The sequence below is a fragment of the Psychrobacillus sp. FSL K6-2365 genome (assembly GCF_038003165.1).
GTDB classification, from domain to species: domain Bacteria; phylum Bacillota; class Bacilli; order Bacillales_A; family Planococcaceae; genus Psychrobacillus; species Psychrobacillus psychrodurans.
Genome location: NZ_JBBOOO010000001.1, coordinates 2190090 through 2213053 on the forward strand (window position 1 = coordinate 2190090; position 22964 = coordinate 2213053).

22 protein-coding genes and 1 pseudogene are annotated in these 22964 nt (G+C 31.5%); 4 read left to right on the forward strand and 19 right to left on the reverse strand.

What is annotated here, in order from left to right:
* Positions 1–317 precede the first annotated feature (317 nt).
* Positions 318–860, forward strand: a complete 543-nt coding sequence (locus MKY29_RS10505) for a GNAT family N-acetyltransferase (RefSeq protein WP_241599093.1) — start codon at positions 318–320, stop codon at positions 858–860.
* Positions 861–1670: 810 nt separating this feature from the next.
* Here the strand turns inward: MKY29_RS10505 and MKY29_RS10510 are convergent.
* The 3 genes from MKY29_RS10510 to MKY29_RS10520 all read right to left on the reverse strand — a co-directional run bounded on the left by MKY29_RS10510 (position 1671) and on the right by MKY29_RS10520 (position 3362).
* On the reverse strand, positions 1671–1814 hold the full coding sequence (locus MKY29_RS10510) for a hypothetical protein (protein WP_241600776.1): 144 nt from the start codon (positions 1812–1814) through the stop codon (positions 1671–1673).
* A gap of 369 nt (positions 1815–2183) precedes the next feature.
* Entirely contained in the window at positions 2184–2600 is a 417-nt protein-coding gene (locus MKY29_RS10515; RefSeq protein ID WP_340879723.1) for a hypothetical protein, read from the reverse strand.
* A 540-nt stretch (positions 2601–3140) separates the two neighbouring features.
* Complete coding sequence (locus tag MKY29_RS10520; protein WP_241600675.1) at positions 3141–3362, reverse strand: hypothetical protein; 222 nt, start codon at positions 3360–3362, stop codon at positions 3141–3143.
* Between the two features lie 232 nt (positions 3363–3594).
* On the opposite strand from MKY29_RS10520, the gene xerA reads away from it, so the two are divergent.
* A complete protein-coding gene (gene xerA, locus MKY29_RS10525; RefSeq protein WP_340879724.1) occupies positions 3595–4434 on the forward strand; it encodes a site-specific tyrosine recombinase/integron integrase in 840 nt (279 codons plus the stop codon).
* A 57-nt stretch (positions 4435–4491) separates the two neighbouring features.
* On the opposite strand, the gene MKY29_RS10530 is transcribed toward xerA, so the two are convergent.
* The 6 genes from MKY29_RS10530 to MKY29_RS10555 form a co-directional block, all read right to left on the reverse strand.
* Positions 4492–5840 (reverse strand): IS3 family transposase gene (locus MKY29_RS10530; RefSeq protein WP_340878759.1). Its coding sequence is split into 2 segments (ribosomal slippage): positions 4492–5387 and positions 5387–5840, totalling 1350 coding nucleotides; the frame shifts between segments, so codons are not numbered across the junction.
* A gap of 109 nt (positions 5841–5949) precedes the next feature.
* Entirely contained in the window at positions 5950–6369 is a 420-nt protein-coding gene (locus MKY29_RS10535) for a hypothetical protein (RefSeq protein WP_241600799.1), read from the reverse strand.
* A 125-nt stretch (positions 6370–6494) separates the two neighbouring features.
* Positions 6495–7070, reverse strand: coding sequence for a hypothetical protein (locus MKY29_RS10540; RefSeq protein ID WP_241600803.1), 576 nt, complete (start codon positions 7068–7070; stop codon positions 6495–6497).
* A gap of 218 nt (positions 7071–7288) precedes the next feature.
* Positions 7289–7768, reverse strand: a complete 480-nt coding sequence (locus tag MKY29_RS10545) for a hypothetical protein (RefSeq protein WP_241599548.1) — start codon at positions 7766–7768, stop codon at positions 7289–7291.
* 205 nt (positions 7769–7973) lie between these two features.
* Entirely contained in the window at positions 7974–8105 is a 132-nt protein-coding gene (locus tag MKY29_RS10550; protein WP_276517612.1) for a hypothetical protein, read from the reverse strand.
* A gap of 298 nt (positions 8106–8403) precedes the next feature.
* Complete coding sequence (locus MKY29_RS10555; protein WP_241599550.1) at positions 8404–8742, reverse strand: hypothetical protein; 339 nt, start codon at positions 8740–8742, stop codon at positions 8404–8406.
* A gap of 313 nt (positions 8743–9055) precedes the next feature.
* Here MKY29_RS10555 and MKY29_RS10560 point away from each other — a divergent pair, with 313 nt between their 5' ends.
* Positions 9056–10279, forward strand: a complete 1224-nt coding sequence (locus MKY29_RS10560) for an IS110 family transposase (protein ID WP_340879725.1) — start codon at positions 9056–9058, stop codon at positions 10277–10279.
* Positions 10280–10408: 129 nt separating this feature from the next.
* Here MKY29_RS10560 and MKY29_RS10565 read toward each other — a convergent pair whose 3' ends face one another.
* From MKY29_RS10565 to MKY29_RS10610, 10 genes and pseudogenes are all read right to left on the reverse strand, one after another.
* Positions 10409–10741 (reverse strand): hypothetical protein, encoded by a 333-nt coding sequence (locus MKY29_RS10565; RefSeq protein WP_241599562.1) that lies wholly within the window; start codon positions 10739–10741, stop codon positions 10409–10411.
* Positions 10742–10905: 164 nt separating this feature from the next.
* Positions 10906–11373 carry a hypothetical protein gene (locus MKY29_RS10570; protein WP_241599563.1) on the reverse strand — a complete coding sequence of 156 codons (468 nt, stop codon included), beginning with the start codon at positions 11371–11373 and terminating at the stop codon, positions 10906–10908.
* Between the two features lie 212 nt (positions 11374–11585).
* Positions 11586–11945 (reverse strand): hypothetical protein, encoded by a 360-nt coding sequence (locus MKY29_RS10575; RefSeq protein WP_241599564.1) that lies wholly within the window; start codon positions 11943–11945, stop codon positions 11586–11588.
* 642 nt (positions 11946–12587) lie between these two features.
* A complete protein-coding gene (locus MKY29_RS10580; protein WP_340879726.1) occupies positions 12588–13226 on the reverse strand; it encodes a hypothetical protein in 639 nt (212 codons plus the stop codon).
* Positions 13207–14676 (reverse strand): tyrosine-type recombinase/integrase, encoded by a 1470-nt coding sequence (locus tag MKY29_RS10585; protein WP_340879727.1) that lies wholly within the window; start codon positions 14674–14676, stop codon positions 13207–13209. The genes MKY29_RS10580 and MKY29_RS10585 overlap by 20 nt, the downstream gene beginning before the upstream one ends.
* 174 nt (positions 14677–14850) lie before the next feature.
* Complete coding sequence (locus tag MKY29_RS10590; protein WP_340879728.1) at positions 14851–17118, reverse strand: hypothetical protein; 2268 nt, start codon at positions 17116–17118, stop codon at positions 14851–14853.
* Between the two features lie 270 nt (positions 17119–17388).
* Positions 17389–18524 (reverse strand): IS3 family transposase gene (locus MKY29_RS10595; RefSeq protein WP_340879647.1). Its coding sequence is split into 2 segments (ribosomal slippage): positions 17389–18299 and positions 18299–18524, totalling 1137 coding nucleotides; the frame shifts between segments, so codons are not numbered across the junction.
* Between the two features lie 73 nt (positions 18525–18597).
* A complete protein-coding gene (locus MKY29_RS10600; RefSeq protein WP_340879729.1) occupies positions 18598–19761 on the reverse strand; it encodes a helix-turn-helix domain-containing protein in 1164 nt (387 codons plus the stop codon).
* A 25-nt stretch (positions 19762–19786) separates the two neighbouring features.
* Complete coding sequence (locus tag MKY29_RS10605) at positions 19787–21016, reverse strand: phage integrase N-terminal SAM-like domain-containing protein (protein ID WP_241599571.1); 1230 nt, start codon at positions 21014–21016, stop codon at positions 19787–19789.
* Between the two features lie 200 nt (positions 21017–21216).
* A pseudogene (locus MKY29_RS10610) lies at positions 21217–21474 on the reverse strand (Y-family DNA polymerase); the annotation flags it as partial.
* A gap of 476 nt (positions 21475–21950) precedes the next feature.
* Between MKY29_RS10610 and MKY29_RS10615 the strand changes: the two are divergent.
* Positions 21951–22925: a CobW family GTP-binding protein gene (locus tag MKY29_RS10615; protein WP_340879730.1), complete on the forward strand. Its 975-nt coding sequence runs from the start codon at positions 21951–21953 to the stop codon at positions 22923–22925.
* Positions 22926–22964 lie beyond the last annotated feature (39 nt).

Genomic DNA, 22964 nt, shown 5'->3' on the forward strand with positions numbered 1-22964 from the left:
ATTGCTGTAGCAACTGCAGTAGGATTGCATATCGGGGCTGAAAAATATATAGAAGGATATCATTATAGATTACTTTCAGTCGGTATTTCGGTTATTTTCGGTAGAAAACGGAAATTCTGTCTTCCTAAAAATAGGTGGGTTATAAATTGTGAATTATTTTATACAAATCATTCCGTTACTGGGCATATCTAGGGATTATTAGTAAATGTTGATAATTTTTTAAAACAGCGAACCTATCCAAAATACACAGGCTTTTTTTGTTTTCTATATAGTGTACAATTAATGGCAGTAAGAAAAAATTTTAGGGGGGTTATAGTGTGGGTTTCGAAAGTGTCGTATTGCGTAACTACTTAACTGTCGATGTTGAGTTTGCTGTAGTAGAAGGCTTTTCATCAATTGTTTTAGAAACAGACGAAACAGAAAAAGAAATTGGAACAATAAGGTTAAATATTTATAACTCGAGGTTAACTGATTTATGTGACACCGCAGATGGTATTTCTGGTAGTCAATATTACTTAATTAGTAATGCAACAAAACATTTACCAAGCCTAGAACTTAATAAGAAACTTTTGACTATTGAAGAAATAAACATAGATTCCAACTATCGATCTAAAGGACATGGGAATGCTGCTTTAAATGAGTTATTAAAATTAGCAAAAATTTTAAGTGTAGATTACATTGTGTTAAAGCCAGCTCCTCCGAATGATGAAGCTTCTGATGATAAAACAGTTAGAAACAGTCAGATTAAACGACTTATTAATTTCTATGAACGTTTTGGCTTTCAAACGTATACAGTGGCGAAAGATGAACCTATTATGGCTCTAGATACAGAGGGTATTGAATATTATGACATACCCTAAAAAGAATTACAGATTGTTGAACATTGAATAGGATTCATTTAGCATAAAAGACTGGTATGTATCTAAAATTTTACTACATGATTTTTAAAAAGTTTATGAATAATTAAAATCGCCTTCTGGAGAAATGAATCCCTTGAAGTCGATTTTTATGTATACAACTTTGTTATAAAGTACCCCTAATATTGATGGGCACTTTCTATCTTTACTTCTACATTGTTTTTATTAAGATTTAAAATCTCTTTTTTTGGCACTATAATAAAATTGTATAATATAAATCATTCATCAAACACCCATGAGTTATAAGGCATAAACTTCCTACGTTTATTTAAGCAAATGTTTGACACTCAAGTATTTATGTCATAATGACAACTTTATGCTTAAAGTCGCACCTTAATTCAAGCATAAAGTTTCCAAACGGAAATTTTATGCTTTACGTCACAAAATGTGACTTAAACCATAACATTGTTATAAATTAAATCATAAGTATGTCATGATAATAAAGTCATTAATAACAACGTTTATTAAACCAATTCTTTATAATCATTAGCTATAATCTAATTCCTTTTGAGGGTGGATAAAGAAAATACGTTAGAATATTTAACTCCTTACATTCTTTTGTTTTATATTCTAACTTCTAACATTTATTTGCTTTAATACACTTTTAACTAAACTTTCACAGCAACATATGAATTCCTTGAATAATTATCCTCTAAAACCTAGTAAGATATAGAATTAGAATATTAAATACAGAGTAATATATTCAAATCATCCATTACTTGGGAAACATCTTCTTTTCAATATTCAATTCTTTTAGAGCATTTCTCCTAAATTCAAGTATTTTTTTATCAAGAATAAATCTACATGCCTTTCTACTGGTTTAATACCTGGATATATCCCATTAGAGTGAAGGTGAATAATAGTTTCTTTTATTAATTCTTTACTGTGTTGAAGCATTTTCTCTCGATTTCTAGCCTCCACTTCTTTATTTTTTTCGACAATCTTATTAATAAATATGTCAGAGAAATACTTAATAAATGCTCGTGACTTTCCTATTTCTTTTAAGACATCATTTTAAACTTAAGCTCGTCAATTATTGATTCCAAAATCTCCAACAATTTCACTTGAATTTTCTTAAGCTCTTCTTTTTCTATTTTATGATACTTTGAAACTTTAAAATTTCTTATAATTTAATATAAGGGCATTCCTGCCTTTTGCAGAAATGCCCCATTATTGAACGCAATGTTTTGTTATTTTCAATAAGAAAAAAGGCTTTACTCCTTCTTGAAGTAAAGCACCCGTTAGTTGAAATAATGGTAATAATTTTTATTGAGATAAATGTTTGTAATCTAATATTTCAATTTTGAACTCGTGATTACATTTCTGCTTATTAATCTTGCCACTATCACATGAAGGGAATATCCTAACCTTAACTAAATCTTCTTTAGCATCATCAAGTTTTTTCGAAGGGATTTCAATTTTTACAGTAACATCGTAGGAATGATTGTCATTGTAAGCTATATCAACAATCCCTTTCCATTCCCAGTAAAAAAGGGTATTCTGTCCATACTCCTTTATAACTCTTTTATCAATAACTGGGAATACAATGTCCAAAATGATGTCCTCTGTTGTGACATACATCCCTTCTTCTACTGAATTGGTTTCTGATTTAACAACAACTTGCGTTAGAGTAAAGACAATAAATAAAAATCCTAATAAGACTAAATATCGCTTAACCATCATGATTCACCCCATATTTATGTTTACTCCTTATTCTTCCCACATTATCTATTATTATTAAACTAGCCTGCTTCGTTAGTTCAATAAGAAACAAGGTTGTCTACTGTCAGCCTTGTTCTGCTAAAGCACCCGTTACTTGAACAAGCAAGTTACAAATCGCAACTGTCATTCGTATTATTCCTCTTCTTTTTATCACCAAAATACTTCCAAAGATGGTATGTCGACCAGAATAAAACTATAAATATAAGCATTGAAAATGGTACAAAGTAAGTTTTTTCAAGAATATAATCAGGGGTAAAAACAGCGAACAAGACCAAGATAATTATAGCTGTAATCAAAAGTATCCAGTAACGTTTGTCTTTATAAGTGCTAAAACTCCACATACAATCCTCCCTGTACCAACATGTGATTTTCAAACTAAAGATATCCATTTATTATACAACACACTTAAACTAAACTGCGTCTTTAGTTCAATAAGAAAAAGGCTTTACTCCTTCTTGAAGTAAAGCACACCGTTACTTTAAGTACATTCGAAACCGACAGTTATCCATGAAACCACCAACCAACAAGAGATATAGCCCCTACTCCCCAAGCAGTGGCACCACATATCCACCAAATTACAGATTTAGCTTTTGATAAATTTTCCTCGTCTTCCACATTTGCTTTTATAAAAGCGACCTTTCTTTCCATACCTTTTTTCATAGAAACGAGAACAACAAATCCGATTAGCATGAAACCAGTAGTTATCCAGAGTAATAAGTCCATCTTCTATACCTCCTTTTTTATGAATTACTTTCCTTTCAATCTTCTGCTTTACTTTAATACGTTTGAAACAAATAGATGTTCCAATTTTATATAAATTTTCCATTTATAATAAGTGAAAATCTATATTGCTTATTGAACTAAACTGCTTCGTTAGTAAAAACACTCCTTATGTCTATAATTCTATTAAGTTGGCAATAATCCTTTTAATATTACTATTTTAGGGGGAATCGGATTGTTACTGTCAAAAGCATGGGCTTCGTTTGAAGCTGATAAGCGAATAGAGGGCTTTTCGCCACAAACATTGAAAGCCTACCAGTTACAGTCTTCTTTACTAATTGGTTATTTTAAAGATGTAGAGATGGCATTGCTGGATACAAATCAACTAAAGGAATATCTTGCTATATCCTGTAAGCATTTAAAACCAGCCAGTCTTGCACATCGTATTCGCTTTATGAAATCATTTTTTCGTTGGTCCCATGAAGAAGGCCTTCTTAGTAAGAATCCAACTTCCAAGATTAAAGAACCCAAAGTAGGGAAGCGGATACCTAAGTATTTAACCGAACGGGAGATTGAACACCTTCGTGAATCCTGTCATTCCCCAATAGAAAAAGCAATTTTTGAATTCATGTTTTCTACCGGTTGTCGAATTGGCGAAATAGTTTCCTTAGAAAAGAATCATATTAATTGGTCCAATCAATCCGCCATCGTGAGAGGTAAGGGCGATAAGGAAAGGGAAGTTTATTTTAATACACGTTGTGATATATGGCTTAAACGCTATATGGAAAGCCGTAATGACCATAATCCAGCAATCTTTGTAACTTCCAGACAGCCACATAAAATGAGCGTCGCCCAAATGAGATATATCATCAAGCGGATCTCCAATCGTGCGGAAATTAATAAAGAGATTCACCCACACCAACTTAGACACAGTTACGCAACTCATTTGATGAATAATGGAGCTCCTATTGAAGTCATACAAAGTCTTATGGGGCATGAGAAAAGTGAAACAACTAGGATCTACGCTCAATTAAGCGGAAGGTTAAGGAAAGAGTATTATCAGAAATACTTTTAAATATAAAGGAGCAACGTCATAATGAAGTGAACCCGAAAAGTTAGACACTTTATTTAGTTAAGCCGCTTCTATGGTCTGAGTCCGGTATTGTACCGGGCTCAGACCTTTTAATTTTGTCTTGATTCGTTTGTGATTATAGTAATCAATATATTGTTCAAGCTCTTGCTTGAAGTGAGCCATACTTTCAAACTCTTGTAGGTAAAGTAATTCGGATTTTAGTAACCCAAAGAAGTTTTCAATTACCGCATTATCAAGACAATTTCCCTTACGGGACATACTTTGCGTGATCCCATGTGCTTTTAAACTTTTAGAATACTGTTTCATTTGGTAATGCCATCCTTGATCTGAGTGGAGAATTGGAGCGTCTCCATCGTATAAACGCATCAAAGCTTGGTCTAACATCTTCGAAACGAGTGGATATACTGGTCGTGACTCTAGGTTATATGCAATAATTTCGCCATTGAATAAATCAAGTATGGGCGAGAGATAGAGTTTTTCACCAAATAAATGAAATTCAGTCACATCCGTTACCCATTTCTCGTTCGGCTTCGTTGCTACAAAATCACGCTTTAAGATATTAGGCGCAATTTTTCCGACAGGCCCTTTGTACGAACGATATTTCTTCATGCGCACAAGGCATTTTAAACCAAGCTGCTTCATTAAGCGAAGAACCGTTTTGTGATTGATTTGATATCCACGATTGCGCAGTTCGAATGTAATACGACGGTATCCGTATCTACCTTTATGTTCGTGGAAAATCGAAGAGATAACTGATTTTACTTCCTCATACTTATCTCCACGCCCAAAGGTATTTATCCAGTAATAGTAGGTACTACGTGCTATCCCCGCAACTTTGATTAGCTTTTTAACAGCGAATTCTTCCCTTAGTTCATACACTACTTGCGCTTTGTCTTTCGTTGTAGTGCATCCTTTTCCTGAACTAAGGCGTTCAGCTTTTTTAAATAGGCATTCTCCATGCGTAAACGCTCGTTTTCTGCTTGTAATGCTTCAAATGACCCTTCAGTTGGTGTTGCTTTCTTTGTTTCTTTTTTCATAGATGGACGCCCCTTTGTTTTTGATTCTAGGGCGTCTACTCCAGCTTTTTCGAGTGTGTTTTTCCATTTTGTAATCGTATAAGGAGAAAGGATTTTAAAAATGGCAGCAGTTTCATACAAAGACGTCCTATGTTCGTTCATATAATTTAGTACGTTTAGTTTAAACTCTGCACTATAATTTGTATAGCTTTTCATAAGCCCATCTATCCCATGTTGCTTGTAGAGCATCACCCACTTAACTACTGTTGATTGAACCGTGCCAATTTGTTTGGCAATTGTCTTATATCCACCTTCGTTGTTCAAATAGCTCTGTACTGCAAATAATTTTTCTTCAAATGTAAATTTAGACATAAAAAAATACACCTCCAATTGTTAGATTGTGTCTAACAATTGGGGTGCACTTCATAATGACGTTGCTCTATTTTGACTAACGCACCCATTAGTTGAATAAGAAAATTTTTTATTCGGGTCGGATACGTCTTAGGGCTTCATCCACCGCCCAAAAGAAAAATGAAGTCATAATTCCAGCAATAAAATTTAGTTCTCCTTCTCCTACCCAATAGTTATTAAAGTTTGAAAAGAAATCACTTGATTCAAAGATTATTCCATAGACAAATGCAAAAGACATACCAAAAAATAAATGAATTATTAGTGCTAAAATCACTCTTTTAAATCCTTTGAATCGTTTGGATAAATAATCAGATAAAAAAGTTACAGGAACACCATAAATTAATATAATCGGTGAAAATAGTAAGCTATAAATTCCAATCATAGGTATCAATTCAAATGGTTTTTCCCATTCGCCGAAAATAAAAATTAAGATGAAAGTAATCGATAAAATTGTCGCAAAGAAAAAAGTTATAGCTTTCCTTTTAATCAACCATTCTCCCCCTTTTATGTACAATAACTTTGTTATACAACCTGCTGTATTACTTGAACTAACGGGTGCTTTACTCCTTATTGAAGTAAAGCACCCGTTAGTGAAAAAAGTCAATTATCTAATTCCTATTTTTTGACCCTAAATTCAACCTGTGCTTTTATATTATATTTTTTCTCTTGTTCAGTTTCCTTGTTAGCTATAACATAAAAGTCTGCACTGCCATTTACAACATAATGTCCTTCTGGAAATTCATGATTCATAATTCGCCTCATAAAATCTATATATTCTTTATTATCCTCTGAACCGTACCCGCCACTTCCCCTATATTCTTCACGAAGTGGTTCCCCTTTAATTAGTTTCGTGCTTAATAACGGTTCATTCATACCGTATCCAATTTCATAATTTCTCGTAGTCTCAACCATTGGAAAAGAGAATGGCGATGCTGAATGAAAAATTTCAACTTCTTCTTTATCCCCTGTATATTCTAATTCCGCATAAATTTTTATAGGTTCATTCTTACCGTATTCTGCTTTTTCTGTCACAAGTCGATATACAAAATCACCTTCTATGACCTCGGCTTTTGTTTCTAAGGGTTGAGTAGCAGGCAGTTCGTTAGCAACCTTTTCGTTATTGTTTTGTTGACAGCCCAATAATCCTATTGATAAAAGTATTAAAGACACAATTAAACTATGTTTTTTCAATATCATCCCACTTTCTTTATATAAATTAGACGATGATGAATTAGCATTCGTTTCAACAAGTTACCTGGTAACTTGTTCAACTAAACTGCTGCTTTAGTTTAAGTGTAACATTTCACATTGCATATCTGAGATCAACTTAATATTTTAGACATAAAAATAGACCATCGAAATGATGGCCATATTTTGCTAAAGCACACCGTTAGTTGAATTACACTTTACTAAAAAACCTGGATGAAACGCTTTTTTATTATAAATTCTAATTCTCTAATGCTTAAATTAGTTTCTGCATCGAGGATACTTATTTCAATTGTTATCGTATCCCAACTTTCCAAATGAGTACGCTTTACAAACTTTTGAAAACCTCTTACTACAGAATGTTTCTCCATATATTGGGGATTTTCATGGGATAAATTATAAATACTTTCATCAATTTCCCATCTGCTGAATTGAATATTTATGTCTCGTTCAAGTTTGTTTTGTGTATCAAAACCAAAAAACATGTTTCCTGTTTCTTCGTCGTAATAAATCCCCATTATTTTTAAATAAAAATTATTGTCATTAATCAACGGTATTTGAATTCCTCTATGGTCCTCTGGTTCCCCAACCCATGTCTTCCACTGTTCTTTAGTCCACGTATCCATTTTACTTGTATCATATGTTTCCTGAGTGAAATCAACTTTAATAATTTCTTTTGCCATTCCATACCCACCCCTTATTTATCTTTTGCTTAACCCTTTCCACTAACCTGCTGCATGATAACTCCTTCTTCCACTAACCTGCTTCGTTAGTTCAATAAGTTAAAGCTACCCTTACAGGCAGCCACTTGTTTAACTAAATCACGACGTTAGTTTAAGTACATTTTTTCGCAATTTTCTACGCTCAAAATTTCCCCAGTAAAACAATCTAAAAATCTTTAATAAATGCATCCAGTACAAGAAGTATAATCGCTAATACAACACAAATACGTAAAATGATTATAGCGATTTTGTTATCAACCAAATCATCCATATCACTATATTCATTCATATGGTCCATATCTTTCCTAAGCTGTTTTTTCTTCTTTCTATATAAACCTTGAACTTTTTTTGCATTTGGATTTTATCTCGTTTGTTTTGGCTCAACTATTCTTCCTCCTTTTCAATCTTTAATTTAAAAAATCCAAATAAATATATTTCTTAAAAACAAAAAGAATTGGAAGTTCATAATTAATTACGTTTCAGAATAAGACTTACTAGTTGTTGAACTAAACTGCTTCTTTAGTTCAATAAGAAAAAGGCTTTTTCTTGAAGTAAAGCACCCGTTAGTTGAAGAAGGCTTAGAAAACACAATTTAGTTACCCTTTATTCCATAACCCTTGTTTTTTCCACATAAGGATATAACTTAATAAATAACAGAAACTGGTGATTCCAAACAAAAGAAAAATTCCTGGAGTCATTAGCATGTATAGACTTATTGGTAAAGACCATATGAAGGCAATAAGCATTAATGATTTTCTTGCTGTAAAAGAAGAGATTATTGCCAAAGTTGCAGGTAAAACTAACATAAATAAAGTAATTAATGTTGTATCATTACTTGTTCCATTCGAATAAGGATTAAAGAAGTTTAATAACATCCATAAAACAATGGAAATAATTGCAGCAACTAGCCCCAATAAAGATGACTTCTTTAGCATTTAACTCCCCCCCTAATATACCGCAAATACCCAGCTCGTTCTTCAACTAACTGCCCCGTTAGCCATCCATGCAGCAAAAAAAACGCTGCACCACAGAGGATGAAAATTGGTTCAGAACGGGTATAGATTCGTATGGCTGGCGAAGAAGGTCGATGAACTATGGTGCCATAGAGCCCATCCGTTAGTCTGACTCCAACGACCACGGTGCATCACAGACTGTCGCTCCCTTACGGGAAGCACTCATGGGAGATTAATCCTACTCTGGTTATTGCACCAGCCTCCAATACTATTTGCCGTAGAAAGGATGATTACAATGGAAGTAATCATTGAACGTGCTTGTGGAATGGATGTCCATAAGGATTCCATTACTGCTTGTATTATTACCCCAAAAGGAAAGGAGATTCAAACGTTTTCCACTAAAACTGTATTTCTATTACAGTTAATTGACTGGATTAAGGAGCATGATTGTACTCACGTAGCAATGGAAAGTACAGGTGTATTTTGGAAGCCTATTGTTAACTTGCTAGAAGCCGAGAGCATTGAGTTTTTAGTAGTGAACGCTCAACATATGAAAGCAGTACCAGGTCGTAAGACCGATGTAAAAGATGCAGAATGGATTGCCAAACTTCTTCGTCACGGTCTACTTAAAGCAAGTTTTATTCCAGACCGAAATCAGCGGGAATTAAGAGAGTTAGTTCGATACCGTCGAAGTATTATTGAAGAGCGTGCGAGACAACATAATCGGATTCAAAAGGTTTTAGAAGGAGCGAATATCAAACTCGGTTCCGTTGTCTCCGACATCATGGGTGTTTCGTCGCTTGATATGCTTCGTGCTATCGCCGATGGCGAAAATGATCCTAAGAAATTAGCCAGCTTTGCCCGCCGATCAATGAAGAAGAAAAAGAGTGAACTAGAACTAGCTCTTCGAGGGTATATCAATCCACATCAACGTCTCATGTTGAAAACCATTCTGGTCCATATAGAATTTCTAACTGAGCAGATTGAGCTATTAAACGAAGAGGTGGCTACTAGGTTATCATCCCATCAAGAAGATATAGAACGATTGGATTCCATTCCTGGCATCGCCACTCGAATGGCTGAACAAATCTTAGCCGAAGTCGGTACAGATGTGGAGAAGCAATTTCCCAGTTCAGCGCACTTATGTTCCTGGGCAGGAATAGTACCTGGACATAATGAAAGTGCGGGCAAGAGGAAATCAACCAACATGAAAAAAGGAAACAAGTACTTGAAATCGGCATTAATTGAAGCGGCTCATTCTGTTAGAGGATCCAAAACCTACTTGGGAGCCCTGTATAGGCGTACTGCATCAAGAAAGGGTAAAAAGCGTGCAGGGATATCAGTCGCTCATGCCATTTTAAGAATCTGCTATTATCTCCTAACACGCAAAGAAATGTACGTAGACTTAGGGGAAGATTACTTTGACAAACAAAAAGAACAATCGATTGTACGATATTCTGTTCGAAGACTTGAAAACTTAGGTTACAACGTTACAATCACTGAACCAAATGCCTCCTAGTCCAACCCATAATTTAATTCTCATTTAGGCGCTGCACTTTTTAAAAAATTATTGAGCTGCGTCCGATTTCGTATTGCCTTTTTCTATAAATCGAAGATTTTAATTTTCATGGGAGTTGAATAACTAAGCTTATTTGTGATTCTTAATAGTTTCAATATCACTAAGAGAAATTAAACCATTTCTTTTTATCATGTATCTTACGAAGTATGTCTTATCTTTCTGAATTAAGTTCATTACCATTGGTTCCCTAACAATTACTTTAATCTCTTCTTGATGTCCCACTGGGGCATTGGGGTTAAATCCCTTTATCCATGCTTCATTGTTATCGTTAGAATACCCTTTTTCAGTGACAGTAAAATCAGTTACAGTTAACACAGACGAAAAAGAATTATAAATTATAAAAACAATCAAAAAGGCAACAGAAATTGTTATCGCCGACAATAAAATTCTTTTACTCTTCATAAAATTCTCCTTCCTTCATTATTCTGCTGCATTAGTTTAAGTGTAACATTTCACTTTCTACATAAAAATAGACCATCATTTTTTTGATGGTCTTGTTTAACTAAAGCATCCGTTACTTAACAAAATAAGGAAGCCCACTTTGAAAAATAAAGGTCATTCTATCTTTATAAACTATTTAGAGCATTTGATATTTCCTTAATAATTTCTTTGTGTACGTAAATATCCCAAATAATAAAGATGGAAAGAAATATAAAATATACTGTGCCATACAATTTCAAATTTTTTCTTGGTATCGAAGGTTTAAAAAATAATAAAAAAATGCCAGTAATAAAAAGCGAGGATAAAAAGATAGTAAGTCCCCACATGTCATGTGCTTTGTTAATTGGTAACATTACTTTTATAGCTTGGATTGGAGAATCTTGAACATTGTACGTTTCTTTTTTTACGAAACCCTCTTCAATCGTTAGCATCATCGTTTCTTCATCCAAGTAATAATTATAACCAGTAAAATTGAAGTTGGTCTTCAATGTTAAAAGAAGTATTGTTATCAAAGAAATATAAATAAATAGCGGTAAAAACCTCTTATTAATCTTAGTAAAATCTACCCCTCCATAATGTCTTATTTTCAACATCCTTTCAATAAGTGCCACCCCAAAACTTAAAGAAAAGCCCCTATAGTTCGATAATTTACTTATTACATACATTAACTTATTCAACACAGTCGCAAAAAATCCTTCTTATTCAACTAAACTGCGTCTTTAGTTCAATAAGAAAAAAGGCTTTACTCCATCTCGAAGTAAAGCACCCGTTAGCACAATATGTATTTAACAATTAGTGTTACAAATTATTTTCGTGTGTTAGTTTCTCTATCTATTAGATGTTTACCTAAATCTGCATTTGCTATTTCATATCCAGCAGTAACTTTCCAACCAAATATGTTATTTTGGATTTTCACGTTTGATGTCGTATTAATAACAGCTGAACCTTTTGTTCTTAATAACAAATAATAAGTATTAGAAATATCTGTTTCAACTACATCTATTAACTGTGTAGAATCATTATCGAACACTGTTGTTATATATTCCGCAATTGCTTCATCCCGAGTTGAAAAGTGGGTTGAATATTCATAAATACCAAAAGAAATAATAAGAATGACCCCGATTGAAGATAAGTATATCAATAACTTTTTATAATTATTTTTCATGCTGACCCTCCTCTTTTGCTTTACTAGATACTAATTCGACACCCCATAAAAAAACCCTGCTTATTCAACTAAACTGCTGCGTTAGTTTAAGTGAAACATTTCACAAACTCCTCTAACAAATGGTTTCTGACTACCTATTTATAGGTCTTACTACAATCAATTTTTTTGTATTTTGATCTATTAGTATAATAAATTCAACAAAACAAACGTTAATCCTTTCCTTCCAGAGTCCCTAAAACAAAATTAAGTATACCCTTGCCACTATGGCAAAGATATACTTAAAGTCGCAATAGAATTAACTATAAAGTTTTCTAAAATAAAGCCACTATAGCAGTGCCACACTTAATTTTACGGGCTTTAAATATACTTAAAACATTTGAGAGCACAAGTTTTAAAAAACTCACTTTACTTTCTAAAGCATAATATTGTCAACTAAATAATAAAGCATAAAGATGTAATCTGACATCTTTATGCTTTAAGTCACACAAAAACGTATTTTCTAACTTAGTTATTATATGTGGAGACGGCGGGAGTCAATCCTGCTTTCACTTAGAAAAGTGTTGCGGAGATATAATAACTGGTTATACTCCTAGTAATTCCGTAGAAACATATGAAACAAGAAGGAAATGAAGTTAGTTACTTTTATAGAAATAAGCCTGGGAATTTCTTTTTTAATTCATTTATTTTACTGGAAGTTTCATCATCCGTAAATTGTTTATCGAATTGCCTCATTTCTAAATCATTTCCATTTATTTTAATAAGGTTATCTTTAGTACCAAATGCTTTTCTTAATGCAGGTTCAATACTTGAAACTACTATTTTTTCGTATAGATTTTTATAATGTTCTACTTGTTGGACAGTCTCTTTTAATCGATTTTTCAATAGCCTATTTTCTTGTTTAATTTTATCTATTTCTAGAGTATTCTTTATATTCATTTGATAAGAATCCTGAAAAATCTGTTCAAATTTATGCAATTCATTAATTAAATGTTGCTTATTTGAATAGCGATTTACAATTGATTCAATGTTTGGAAAGAAGATTTCTTCTGTATCTTCAAGCCTAATACTTCGTTTAATTGGTGCATTCAATTCATCAACAAACTTTCCAATTCTTCGTTTCCAAGTAATCCTACTTATGTTTAAATTAGAATGTTCCTCTAAATAAACAAAAGTTAAAGGTTTATCTCCATTCTCATTTTTTAACCTCAATGCAATTTCCTTCATCTCAAAATCACTAAATTTCAGATTAGGTCCTGGCTTTTTATTTGGTAATTGGTCCATTAGGATTTCCCTCTAATATTTTGACTTCTACTGAAATTTTATGATCTATTAACATTTGTAATATTTTAGCATTCTTTTTTAAAACTGAATCAAAAGCATCTATTTCATCTATAGTAATTTTGGAATTTATTTCTAATATTTCTTTTATAATTTGTGATATTCGGGTTGAAAGTTTTTCAGAATAATTTTGTAGCCATTCTATACCTTCATCCAAATCATTAATTGATGGCTTAAAAATAAAATGTCCACAAGACCTACAATCTTCACAACAATTATTTGGGAAATTTACAGTATCACCACAATAACCATAGTCTACTTTTTTGAATAATAAGCTAGCCTCATATTCAGTGTATAATTTCCCCTTATCTATTGCTTTCCTCTTATTTCCCATGAGACCGGTAGATATTCGATTAGAAATATTGTTTGAAATTTGATTATTAACGAGCACATAGATATTTGAAGTAACAAAGCTTTCAGCGTGTGCATAATAATTAGAAGGTGTCTCTATTTCCTTGTGACCAGCGATTCTCGATATAGTGTATAAATTGAATCCTTGTAAAAACAAATTAATAATAGCAATATGTCTAGAATGAATTGGCAGAATTGTTTCTAATTTAAATTCTACATATTCTTTTTTTATTACTTCTTCTTGAAATTGTATTACATATTCTGCAAATTGTTTGGTAGTTAAACGATTCTCTACGCTAGCAACCATTTTCGATTTAAACTGTTTTCCAATATAAATGGTAAACTCTTTAGGTATTAAAAACATTTGTTCTCCAAATTCCTTATATATTTCATTTCGAAGAGAAATTATCATTTCATAAACTACTTTATTAATCTCCATGTGAATTGGCAATTTCTCAATCCTATTACTTTTTACATCTTTAATTTGTGGGATTTTTATCCAATACCTACTATCCTTAGTTTGATAAACGCAATCACTTTCTAGTCGAGTAAATGCAGAGGGTCGCATTGGAAGTATCGTAGTTAAATTCCACCATAATAATAACGGTTTATATTTTAGCGTACCTGAATCTTGAAATTGTTGATTAAAATAATCATTAAGTATTTCATGAAACATAATAAAATGTAAATAATCTGGTAACTTTCTATTTTCATAAACACTATTTTTATATAATTTCAAGATGTTAATAATTTCTTTTTTGGCATCTATTTGATAAAAATCAATAAATTCTTTTATATAATAAGCAATTAAATAACTAGATTTACTATTAAATAAATTTATTTGCAGCTCTTCAAGATCTGTAAATGATTTAGATGCTACAATTTCTTTTCTAATTTTACTTAATTTATCTGCTACTGTAGCTGGTGCATAACCGTTATATAAAAATTCTATAATATGACATTTAAGTGCTATTTCCATTTCTCTTGAAGCAAGAACAGGAAATTTTAGTCCTCTTTTATTATTAGTAGTTCTATCATTCACTTTCCAATAAAATAAATCAATATTAGTATGTTTTTCAAGTATTTTTTCACTAATTAAAACCTGTAGTTTCTTTCTATAATCTGGTAGTTCTTCTATAGAAAATTTTTTATCAGTAATAATTACATGACTTCGCTCAATTTGAAATTTATTAGATTTAATATCAGCATCCCCTTTTTAATTTACAATTAATTTATCAGCAACAGAAATAATTAACTCTTTTCTTTCTTTTTCGTTTATTATGGTGTCTAAAACTGAAGCACCAAAACTTTCAACCACCTCAGCAAACAAAAATAGAATATTCATTAAGAATTGACTATCTCTTATAATAAGATTTGTTGATCTTTGATTTCGGATAGCGCCTATTAATCTTTTAAATTCAGTTGTTGCATCAGAAATAAGGGATTGAATGTGCGGAATAAAGTAAGGACATCCAAAACAAGTTGTTCTATTTTCAAATTCGCAATTTTTGTATACTATACATTGACCATTTCCATCTTTAGAAGGCATTCTATTTGAAAAAATATTTTGTAATAGCCACTTTAAATCTGATTGATTCATATTCTGCAAATGCTTTATAGCTGATTTAAATCGATTATCTGTACGTAAATCTTCCATTGCTAGTAATTCAAGTTCTAATGTCGATAGCTTATTTTTCAATTTAGAAATTTTAATTGTTCTTTCTTCTAAAGTATGAATTTCTTTAGACTCATTAAATGCTAACCTTATTATAAAATTATACATCCATCCAAAATGACCTCTTTCAAATAAATTCAATGATATTCTGTTAATATCACCGTCTTTGTTGATTGCTTTAATGTATATTGCAGTAGTATTTGCTGATTTATGGGCTCTCAACCACTGGGTCATATCAACTGCTAATTCCATGGCTTCAGAGTCTACATCTTGAATGTAGTTAAAAAGATAAGTAATTGTACTACTTCTCATTTTTGTAGCACTAAAATAAGGAAGTTCATCATGTGAAATAAATTTTTTATGTTCTGTGTCAAGAACTGATACTAATCCTATAGTTAGATTTGTTTCTCCAATATACAAACTACTTAGTTGAAAATTCTTTTGAGTTAGCTTACTTTCTTTTTTATTCCTTAAATGTAACTCAGAAATAACTATTGCTGTTATGAAAGAATTTAGATAAAATATGGGCGTTATATAATTTAGAAATCCCTCAGTTTTACTCGCTTTTTCACCAATGAGTAACATATTTAATTGATCCACAACTTCTTTTATTTGCTCATTGGAAAGTTGATTATCTATAAACCAATCAAGGCTTAAAATATTTAGGTTCTTTGTTTCTATCCTAGGGATTATCCTTACAATATCGGATGGTCTCCATGAATTAGACATTAGCATAATCAGATATACCCAAATATTAGAGTATTCTCTTGATTTTATTGCAATGGGGACATGTTTTTCTATTTGGTTTAAGTAATCCTGCCAAATATAATATTCTTGTGGTGTATATATATCATCTATTCCAAATTTTTTAAACTCCGGTTTAAAATTTACTCTCATTTTATTTTCTAGTATTTTATTATATTTATTATAAACATATTGCAAAAATTTAAATGCCAAATCGTGTAAACTTCTCCCTCCTTTATAATTTTGAAGCATACTTAGCATATCTTCTGATTTACAATCAATCATTTTTATTTTAATTTTTGAAATTATATCTAAAAAAATTCTATTTAATCTGGAATAAACCAAATTCCAATTTTTAGGTTGACCTTTGGTGGCTTGAATCTTAATTAGACTAAATTCTAAAAATAATTTTCTATTACCAGAAAAATAAGTATTATTTAATGATATTGCATTTATATTAGTGCAGAGTTTTTCAAACAAGTCCATTTTAGTAAAATTCACTTTTTTGTTTTTTTCATTTTCTAAGTACAATTCTAAGCTTGCATCTTCTATAAAGAATTTATTAATTATTCCTAAATTTGTATATAAAACCTCATTATTTTTTATAAGTGTAAACAGTTTATTATTAGTTAAATGATACTTTTCTTCTGCTTGGATAAGACTGAGATATTTCTCACTAAAACTACTAGAGAATATTGGCTTTGTTAGAATTTCATCTATTTCATTTTTCTTAATGTGCCATCTCTTATTGATTTTTTTGGCAGTTTTAAAAATTCCTACTGATATAGTTCCATTGAATTCAGGATTAATATTTGCAATTATTTCTTTGAATTTTTTTAAAGTAATATATTCATTACTCATAATATTTTTTTCGGCATTTATTATATTTTCTGCTACTTCAGTTCTTATATAATGCCTTGAACGTTTAAAAAAAGTTTCTTCAAACGATTCTTTATTTATATAACCTGTAAAATTAGGATTAATTTTTTTTAGTTTTTTATTTAAGTCAATTAAACTAATAAATGCTTTGTCAATAGCATCATTTTTAAAATATCCCGAATTCAATAAATCTTCAATTTCTGCTCGGTTAATATACCAAATATAATTAATTTTTTTGGCTGTCTTAAAAACACCATTTGGATCTACGTCAAGATTCTGGACACAAAAAGATTAAGTTTTTTTCTGCACAACCACCATTCAGGAAGTGTTCCACATCCCAAGTAAATCGTCAAAGTGAAAAGAGCCTTTGACAATCTACTCGGGACGTGGAGAGATTAACCCATGGATGTTGTGCCTGAAAAATGTGGAGGGGGGATTGGCTTTTACCCCTAAGACTCAGGCTGCTGCGCGACACATTATTTCATACGCCTCTGGCGTTACAAAGCCGATGCTTCCATGAATTCGTTTGCGATTATACCAACCTTCTATATATTGAAATAGCGAGATTCTCGCATTCTCAAAGTATTCATATCGTTTTTGATAGACTTCTTCTTTTTTGAGTGTCGCATGAAAGGACTCGATGCATGCATTGTCATAAGGGCATCCTTTACGACTGAATGATGCAATCATTCCATATTTTTTTAACTGTTCTTGAAATGCCTCACTTGTATATTGAGTACCCAGATCCGTATGCATGATCAATCCCGGTGAAGGATTTTGGAATTCGACGGCACATTTTAAAGCATCCAACACGATTTCTGTGGTCATCGTACGGGAAAACTTGTAGCCTACTATTTTCTTTGAATGCAAATCGAGGACAGACGCTAGATAACACCAGCCATCTCGAAGCGTATGGATATACGTGATATCTGCCACCCATTTTTCATTGATTGTGGTTGTTGTAAAATCTTGCTTCAACACATTTTCTCGTTCTTCTACTAGTGCCTGTGTGCTTGCTGGACGGTATTTCTTCACAATGTTTGACTGGATGCCTGCTTGTTTCATCAGACGTTGGACTCTTTTTATACTGCAAGAATAGCCTTCTTTTAAAAGTACTCGATGTATTTTGGGGGCGCCATAGATACCTTTACTTACTTTATGAATGGCTATTATACGATCCAATATTGCCTCATTGGCCACGTGGTAGCTGTTCGGTTTCTTATGAAATGATTGATAATAGGTACTTTTAGGCATCTTTAAAATGCGACACATCACTTGTACTGGATGATGCCCGCTTTCATTTGTAATGTAGTCGATCAGTTCTTCATCCTCTATTTTCTCGCGAATATGGTCATAGCCTTTTTTAGGATTTCAAGTTCCTGTTTTAACCGTAGGTTTTCTTTTTGAATCATTTCTACATCGGATACAGTTAATTCCTTTGTCCCTTCGATTGTAGAGAGTTGTTTAATCCATTTATAGATAGTTACTTCTGAAACACCATATTCGCTAGATAGTTGGCTGACCGGGGTACCTGAGCTGTGAAGCTCCACTACTGTTTGTTTAAATTCTTGGTTATAACGTTTTTGACTCATAATACAGACACGACCTTTCGTTAGTTCAATTTTATTGACTTAACCAAGATGTGTCCATACATCTATACTACATTCAATTGTTAATTCTTCTTGATATTAAGTGAGGTGTTAAATTACTAATATCAGAGGCCTCTTTAACTGTAATAAGCCCCTCATACCTAGCTTTACTTTCTACTTGGTCTGATAAATATTGATCTATTACGCTTTGTCGTAAGTACTTTCTCCCTCTTATTAATTCTACTTCGGAAAATACATTTTCTTGGACTAATGATTGTATTGATTTATAAGATTTCCCTACTAACTCAGAGACTTCCTCTAAAGTAAATAATCTATCACTTTCATTTTTAGATGGGTTATTAAATTTCTCAATATCATTTTTTTGTATGTACCATTTATTTAAAAACTTTATTGAGTTAGGAAAAAATCCTTCTTTTATTAATATATAAAGTCTTTCATTTGTCGTATTAACTATTTCAGCTGCAACTATAGCAGTACAATAATTAATCTTCAAATACTCTATAAACTCCAGATATTTATTTGCATGTTTCCTTTTGAAATATATTGAATTATGTATTCGATATACACCAGGTATATAATTTTTTTCAATATAATATCTTAATTTTTTATCAGAAATATTTAATAACTCACTAAATTCTTTTGTAGTGAAATCAATTTCATTTCCATTATTATAGATTTCATAATTATTAAAGTAGTCCTTTACCTCTTTAAAACTAACTTTCCATTGTCTTTTCATGAGGATAGCAGATTTAAACTCGCCCATTAAAGCGAAAAATTGCAAATAATCTAAAGGCAACTGCAGTATTTGAGTCATTTCCGAAAGTGACACAAGATTTTCAGCACCAGACTCAAAATATACCTCAATTTCCTTTACTTCTATATACCAGATATTATTAATCTTCTGAGCAGACTTAAAAACATTCTCATTAATCAACTTTTTTAATTTGTTATATGATACACCATATATTAAAGATAATTTCGTTAAATTCTCAAGATCTTTCTTATCAGATAGTCTGAGTATAAATTTATTAAAATCTTCTTCAAGAATAACCCAATTATTGCTAGGTGTTTTCTCCGCTTTTAAAGAACCTTTATTTAGCCATCTATAAAATTGGAATTTAGGTATGTTGTATAACTTAGATAATTCAGAAATACTCATAAATTTCCCACGGTTTTGTTGTGTGTTAAATTCTTCATTTGTACTATTTATCTCATCCATTTTTTCCTCCGTTAAAAAATATTAATTATGTTAAATTAGTGTTATTATTAAGTGTTTTAGGAATGTATATAGACTGCATTTCATTCATCTTTTCTTCGACTTTCGAACGTACTCTTTCAGTTTTCGTCAAGTATGGCAAAGCAGACTCTAAGCTTGAGTCACCTCTTAAAAACATAAGTTCGGCTGGATTTTCAATTTCTTCTGCGATTAGGTTGGTAAATGTACCACGACCAATATGAGTTAACCAATTAGAATTCCTTAAATTTAAAGCGAGTATCCTATCATTAACCTCGTCAGATTCTTCTAAAAAACGGATAAAAGCATTCTTTACTTTTCTAAAATAATAACTGTATGAACTCCCTGACATTGGTCTTCCATCTCTATTAATAAATAATGCTCCTGTATTATCAATATCTTGCTCTGAATAGCTTTTAATATGATTATTATATAATTCATTCCCCCAGTTATTCACAGGCAATATTAATTGCTTTCTATTCTTTTTCACGTAGTTACTTCCCATTAAATCCTTTAAATCTGTTCGGAAATTATTTTCTTTTAAATGTATTGTCATACTTTTCCCATCAATACTTCTTTTTATCGAAGTTCTAACTATATTTACTGCTTCACCGCATCTTACCCCACCAAATATCTGCATGTAAATTCCTAGAGCTATAGGATGAGCAATACTCTGTGCAATTTCTAAAAATAATGGTATATAATTTATTGGCAAATTATGAAGCTTATTTAGCTTTTCTTTCTCCGGTAAAATAACATTAAAGGTATTGTTTGCGTTCATTTCTTCAGTCGGTATTTTAACATTTTTAATAAGATCATTTTCCTCCATCCACCTATAAAATTCTATGATAGTTCTTCTATAATCTACTATTGTTGATCTCTTCAATTCCTTAACATTTAACATATTTAAATAATCAATGGCCATATTATTACTCAATTCTTTAAAGCTTTTAATTTTATAATAATGTTTACGCGCCAATACAAAGTTTAGAAATTGAGTTATATTTCCTGCATGTTTTTTCTGCGTATTATAAGAATTGTATGCCCATTTCCAATGATTAATAAAATTTGCAAAAGGATGAACAACATGAACTTTTTTCTCTTTATTTCGAAGTACAATTACTGCCTGTTGTTTTTTTTGCCTCTCTCCATTTTTAAATAAATTTGAAGGAGACCACACACTTATAAATGCAAATTCATATTTAGATGTGTTCCCAATTTCAATTATATTGTCATTCAAAACTTGATCCACCTAACTATTATCTAAAATAATTATTACTATTATTAGACAAAACGTTCAGAAATATACTCATTAATTTCCATAATTAGCTTAAACCTCATCAAATAAAAAATAAAAAAAGTACTATTGTTAAAACCAATAGTACTTTAGCAAAATTCAGTTATCTGATTGTATTATTTTTAAATATGTGCATTTTTAATATGTGCATTTATTATATGATATATTGCTTTAGAAGCGATTCGGTAACGTTCAAAATTTGGAGGTAATAATATCAGTTCAGGACATTTTCGTTTAGCCTCCCACACGGACATTGTTGTATACACACCTCTAGCCCTTGCTTCATAAGAGCATGTAACTAGTATTCCCCTTCTCTCTTTAGGATTACCTGCAATTGCAATTGCTTTCCCTTTTAACGAGGGGTCATGTGCTTGTTCGACTGATGCATAAAAGCTATTCATGTCTAAATGAAATATAATCCTATGTTTTCCCGACAATTTACTCCCCTCCTTTTCTTTATCTATAGATTTAAACTTAGAATGACAACAGTATACAATTTAATATTATAAATTCTACTCGAATGAATTGTGAATTCTTCGTACAGAAATTCCTACTTCTTCACTTACTGATATGGAAAGTTTAGTGAAAGAGAAAAAAAGTAAATATGAATTTATTATAAGAATAACAATGACTACCTTGCAATTTTGAAAGTAGATATTTATAAAACATCGATGTGTTTAAAAAATTTAGTAATCTCAGTACATAAGTTCACAAAGATAATAATATAAATTATATTAGAGACTTTACATTTTTCTAATTCTATACAAATTATAACTGAAAATTTCAGTCAGTATGTAAATACTAATGCAACACAGGATAAAAGCATATAATTAACAATTACAAGATAAGATGCTTTAACAAGGAAGGGAGAGGTTTAATGGGAACCCCTACTAAAATTCCTGTTTACATTTTAGGTGGATTTCTTGGAAGTGGAAAGACCACTGTATTGCTGAAAATGCTAGAACATTGTAAAGACAAAGGGCAAAAACCTGGGATTATACTAAACGAATTAGGCAGCGAAAACGTAGAGGGACATTTGTTTGAAGGCAGAAAAGTATTTGAACTCTTAGATGGTTGTATTTGCTGTACCATTCAAGATGATTTAAAAGAAACAATGAATATGTTAATAGAAGAAATGAACAGAAGTTCCTTGGACGTTTTATTCATTGAAGGAACCGGTGTGGCAAACCCACTGGAAATACAAGAAGTCCTGTTAAGTAATCCATATATAGATCAGTTTGAAATCATGTCTACTATAACGGTACTTGATGCCAGTAATTATTTGGAGTATCAAAGTTATTTTACGAGTTCAGCAGAAGTCAGGAACTTAATGAAAGAACAGATTATTTGTGGAAGTCTCTTACTCTTAAACAAAACAGACCTGATCCACTTTAAACAACTTGAGAAAGTTATAAACAAAATAGAAGAAATAGCCGGAAAAGACAAAGAAATAATACCTTGTACAAATGGTATAGTCGACCCGAAAATACTTTTTGATAAGAGGTTTCAGTTATTCTCTATCAATCCGCTTCAAACAGATATTAACTCTCATCATCATGATCATCATTCTACTGTGGTTGCATTTAAGTTGGAGGGTATCCCATCATTACCCAAAAAAACTTTTGAAAAATGGTTTAAAGAACTTCCAAGCAACGTTCTAAGAGGGAAAGGGTACATTCAAATAGAAAACTCTAGTGAGCTACTGAGTTTTCAACTTGCATCAAAGAAAGTTAAATTTATACCTGTACCTTTCTCTAAAAATAAAAAAACCGTCATCATTTTGATTGGAACAGACCTTCATAATGAAAATTTGAACAGTCATTTTAAACATTTATTAGAGGGAGTATTTTAAAGATCCTCTATAAATTTTTACGGCACTTACAGATTTTTA